This is a genomic window from Caballeronia mineralivorans PML1(12) (assembly GCF_001028175.1).
In the GTDB taxonomy this organism is placed as follows: domain Bacteria; phylum Pseudomonadota; class Gammaproteobacteria; order Burkholderiales; family Burkholderiaceae; genus Caballeronia; species Caballeronia mineralivorans.
The window spans coordinates 1-5,094 of the sequence record NZ_AEJF01000218.1 but is presented as its reverse complement, the minus strand read 5'-3'; the positions used below and the strand labels follow the sequence as shown (position 1 = coordinate 5,094).

Genomic DNA, 5,094 nt, shown 5'->3' with positions numbered 1-5,094 from the left:
CGTGGCTGCGGGCGTGGCGGTGGCCGCAGTACCGGCTGGTCCCGCGAGTGCCGCCGCGACCGAGGTTTCAATCGCTTTGGCGCTGCGTTCGGCATCCGCCACTTCGCTGTGCAAACGCTGCCCGAAGTCGTCCAATAACGGCGGCCCAAACAGAGTGTGCAACTCAGGCGCGGGCTGAGCCGGACGCGCGAGAATCGAATCCGCATCCATGCCGGACTGCCGCAGCGCGTCGCGAACCTCCTGCTCCCCTTCCTTGAACGCCTTCGCGATCGCTGCGCTGATCCCCGTCGCCGATACCGGTTGTGCGGAGGCATCTGACCTGGGCGGCAGCCGGGAAGGAGCCGGAATTCCGATCTCGAAACCGGCCGCCTGCGCCGCTGTGCCAACCTCCTTTGCAACGGTGTCGTACGCGGCGACGATCTGCGCCCAGACCTTGTCGTACGCCGCCTGCGCTGCAGCCGTCCCTTCGGTCAGCGCCTGTTGCGCATCGGGTCCCGCCGGCCCGGCAACCGGCGCATCGACACGTTCCGTTACCGGCATAGTTACGGGCGTATCGAGCGCCGCACGCCACCGTGCGGCAAGCTCGTCGCGCGACACGGCGGACCCGGTCATCCGCCCGGTGTGCACATAAAGCGCCTGCGGACCGCTGCCATCAAGGCCGGCCGCAGGTATGAGCACACGATACAGAACCAGCACCCGCATGTCGTTTGGGTACAGCCACACCGTGTCCAGTTCGAGCGGCGCTTCCCATACCTGGTTGGTGTTGGTGTCGGCGTCCGTGCGCCACAACAGGCGCGGCTGCAATCCCGGCAGCCGGCCACGCACGACCGGCAACTCGGCATGCATGCCGGCAACCTCATAGGTCTCGTCACCGCGCCAGTATCCGGACGCGCACTGGTCCTCGGCGACGGCATCGAAGTAACGCGGATCGGTGTCATCGGGCAGGTGAGGAAAACGGTTTCTTTGCCAGCGCGCATCCACCGTGCCGATCAGCCGCAGACGTTGGGGCGAACCCGGCGGCAGTGGCCAGAAGGTTGCCGCCGGCGGCCGGTCGCCTGGCGACAGCACCGGTGCATGTGGCCACTCGATGTTGGGCAGCAGCATCCCATCGGCCGCGCTCGGGTCCGAACAATAGCCGCGGCCAGCGGGGTTCTCCAGCCAACCGTCGCCGCCAAATGCGTGCATCGGATCGACGGGCAACGTAGCGAACGGCGCTGGCTCACTTTGCCGCCAGCCGAGCGGACCGAACTCCCACCTGCGGTCACCGTATAGGTGGAGCGATTTTTCCAGTGCTCCCATGCGCACGCGCACTTCGAGTGCGGGCACGCGCGTACCGCGCGGTGCAAACGCGCTGCCCGCGACGGCGAAGGTTCCGCGCGCCTTCTTCAAGCCGGCGTCGAACGGCGTATCGCCGAACTGGGCGAGCAATGCCCCCCATGCCTGCTGTTCGGTCAACAGGGTCCCGCCAGCCTCGGCGACATAACCGATCGTCACACACGTGTGGAGCTGGCCACTCACAGCAACCTGGTTAAGCAGGATCAGCACGTCGTCTGGCTTTGTGATTTTCATGCCGTCAGCCGATTTTTATGATTTCGCCGTTCAGCGTGGTTGTGACGGCATCGAGGAGGAGATTGACGGTTTGTACCTTGACGGAAACTGCTGCGTCCACCTCCAGCTCCGCAGCCGTCAAGGACATTTCCGCAGTACTGCCAACACCGATCGCTACGCTGCCCTGGCCGTTCAACTTGATGTGCTGTGTCGCGACCTCGACGAATGCAGCGGCCGGCTGAAAGCCCGACATCCTGATGGCGGATACGCCGGCCTCCAGCTCTACAGTCGCAAGTTGATTGCTGGCGGTTGGGCGCCCCATCTTCAGCATGTTGCGCCCCTCCCCCACCGGCATTCCCGCGCACAGTGTGTATTCACCGACGTTATAAGTCGCCTGGGCAAGGTGGCTCGTGTCAGAGGCGCCCGTTGCTGACCGGTCCATAAAAGTCGTGGTGATGGTCTCAACCGTGCTGTCCGCATCCTTCCAGACCTTCCTCACTTTCCCTTTTTTAATGTCCAGCGTTGTCGATTTCCCCATCTCGACTTTCGCAGCGAGCATCGTGATCGTCTGGAGCCCGGCCATGACGATGTTGAACGCTCCGTGATACATGTTGGTGTTCATCCCGTTGAAGATATTCGTCGATAACCCCAGGTAATTCTTCGTGACCATTCCCGACGCTGTGCTCGCCTGCAATCCGGTTGTATTGAACGAGCTGGAGACGACACCGGGTATCGCTCCAGCCAATGCCTTGATCGTCTCGACGTAAATTCCCGGCACCGACTGCGTATAGCTGCTGGAGTTGACCTGAATATGCGAATCGGACACAAGCGCGAGTCCCGGCTGCGCCGCCGCGCCGAGCGTGATGTGCGAGTTCGCGACAGGCGACGCGAGCTTCACGCACTGGGCGCTGCCCGTGTCGTCCATGACGATGCTGTTGCCGCCTGCGGTGCGGATTGCGTTCTGCGGCGCATTCGCATCGACAACGACACTGGGGTTTTCCGAGTTCGGCACCGAGCCGACAATCAACGGGCGGTCGGGATCGCCGTTCAGAAAAGCGATCAAGACTTCCGTCCCTTTCAGAAGAGGAAAATGCATGCCGTGCTGCGCGCCCGCGTAGGGCGTCGCGAGCCGCAGCCACGCAGAGGCTCGCATCGCGGTTCGGGCGGAACGGGCAAAAGGGAACCTGACCTTGTAGCAGCCATGCTCGTTCAGTTGCGCATAGGGGCCGTCGCCTTCCGAATCGATCGTCGCGGTAAGCAGGCGGGCTATTTCCGGCGTCGCGATTCCTGTATCCGTGCGGAACTGCGTGGCATCCGGCAGGGCCACAAACTCGTTTCGATAGTCGTCGGCAGTATTTGCCTCAAGGCCGTCGCGCATACCGGACGACGGGCGGCCTGGCAGCGGTTGCCAACCCTCGTGACGAACCTGCACCACGTAGTACGCGGCATTGAAATCACTTCGCGGGTGATCCGCAAGCGTCGCGGGATAGCCGGCTGCAAGACCTGGCGCCCGGCTCGAGCCGGAAAATCGCGTGGCCTGGCAGGCGAGCGCCTGCGCGCGCACGCCTGCCAGGCGGCGGCCTTCCTTTTCGGTGCCGAAGTGCATTCCGTAGATCGTCAGTTCGCCGTGGCGTCCACCCTCGACCGGCTCTTCGACCACCAGGTTGAGCGCGGCATGCGAACCTGCAAAGTCCCGCAGCACCACGGCCTTGGGCACGGGCACGACTTCGCACGCAAACCGCTCGACCGGCTCGACCGCGTCCGCAACCGTCCGCGTGGAAGGCGCGCGATAGGCGAGCGATACGCCATGGTCCGGTTGCTGTGACCGGCCACCGCAAAAGACGATGGCTTCGCGATCCTCGAGCTGCTCGAAGTAGTAATAGACACCTTCGCGCTCCAGCCTGCGCGCAAGGAAGTCCAGGCAGTTTTCCTCGAACTGGCACACGAAATTCGCCCGTGTGACCTCGCTGTCGGCACCTGATATCGCAATGCGGAAGTCATACGAGCCCGCGCCCGGGGACGCTTCCGTACCGAGGCCGCCGGCACTCATTACCGCGCGGATAATGTCTGGCAGCGTGTCGTTCAGGTAGATTTCCGAATACCGGTAATCAGCCAGCGCGGCAAAACGCGGCGCAAGTTCGACGCGGTAGTACGTGTACTCACTGTCGCTATCGAACTGAGTCGCCTGCCGTACGATCCCGCGGAACGATCGCTGCTTGCCATCCGCCATTCGCACGACAAAGTTGGCGCGGCTGTCGAGCAACGTGTTCAGATCACACGAAGCGTCGCGAGCCGCAAGCGTCACCTCCAGGCGGTATGGCTGCGATACGGCCTCTTCGCAAGACCAGCGCAACACGATGAAGGTATCGTCCGCGAAAACGTCTGAGCGGAATGTGAAAAACGGCGCGAGCGAATTCCTTTCGATCATGCGGTGCTCCGCTCCGGTTCACCCGGAGGGGACGCGCCGGGTAGCGCCATCCCGGGCAATGCCTCATCCGCGCTCACCGTCCACTCGCCATTGCCATCCGATGTGACGCGCACCACGGAAATGGAGAGCCCTTCCGACATCGCCGCCAGCAGGATGTCCGAGATTTTCGGCAGCAGGTGCCGTCTGGCGATGAAGTCGATATTGCGCGCGCCGGCTTCGACGGCCGTGCAGCGCTCGACGATTTCGGCGACGACAGTGTCGTCGATCTGCAGCGACACACGATTCGACGCCAGCAGGCGATCGGCGATCTTGCCGAGCTTCAGACGCACGATGCCAGCCAGCGCGTCGCGGGGCAGCGTGTTGTACGGCACGATGGTCATACGCGCGAGAAGCGCCGGTTTGAAGTGCCGCGACAGCACGGGCCGGATCAGCTCGACCAGCGCGTCGGCGGCCAGAGAGCCGCCGTCCGGCTGCACCTGCGCCGCGGTAATCTGTTCGCTCGCCAGGTTGCTGGTCAGGAACACCACTGTGTTGCTGAAGTCGATGAGGCGACCCTCGCCGTCGGCAAGCATGCCCTTGTCGAACACCTGGTAGAACAGGTTGACGACATCCAGATGCGCCTTCTCGACTTCGTCCAGCAGGACCACCGAATAGGGCCGCTGCCGGACGGCTTCAGTCAGCACGCCGCCCTCGCCGAAACCGACATAGCCGGGCGGCGACCCAACCAGCCGGCTTACCGTGTGCCGTTCCTGAAACTCGCTCATGTTGATCGTGATGAGCGCGTGCTCGCCGCCGAACAGCTGTTCCGCCACGGCGATCGCGGTCTCGGTCTTGCCAACACCGCTGGGTCCGGCGAGGAGAAACACGCCAAGCGGCTGTGCCGGGTCCTTCAAACCGGACGCGGAAGATTTCAGCATCTCGGCGATCGCATCCAGCGCCGGCGCCTGACCGCGAATCCGTGCCTTCAGCGTCTCGGCAAGCGTCAGCACCCCCGCGGCGCGGTCGCGCTGCAGCTTGCCGAGCGGCACGCCGGTCCAGTCGGAGACGACGCGTGCCACCACGTCACGGCCAACCTCGGTGAACAGCAGCGGCTCGTCGCCCTGACATTGCGCCAGTTC

At 63.9% G+C, this 5,094-nt stretch carries 3 protein-coding genes; all 3 read right to left on the bottom strand.

From position 1 onward, the window contains the following. Positions 1 to 1,569: DUF2169 family type VI secretion system accessory protein (locus EOS_RS35910; protein ID WP_047896976.1), on the bottom strand; the 1,569-nt coding region annotated here is incomplete at its 3' end. A 4-nt stretch (positions 1,570 to 1,573) separates the two neighbouring features. Continuing rightward, on the bottom strand, positions 1,574 to 3,976 hold the full coding sequence (locus EOS_RS35905; protein WP_053064156.1) for a type VI secretion system Vgr family protein: 2,403 nt from the start codon (positions 3,974 to 3,976) through the stop codon (positions 1,574 to 1,576). After that, positions 3,973 to 5,094 (bottom strand): AAA family ATPase (locus EOS_RS35900; protein ID WP_047896975.1); only part of this gene is annotated, 1,122 nt, incomplete at its 5' end. The genes EOS_RS35905 and EOS_RS35900, both read right to left, overlap by 4 nt.

Excerpts from the sequence above, each read along its gene's own strand:
- EOS_RS35905 (WP_053064156.1), bottom strand. The coding sequence starts at position 3,976 with ATGATCGAAAGGAATTCGCTCGCGCCGTTTTTCACATTCCGCTCAGAC.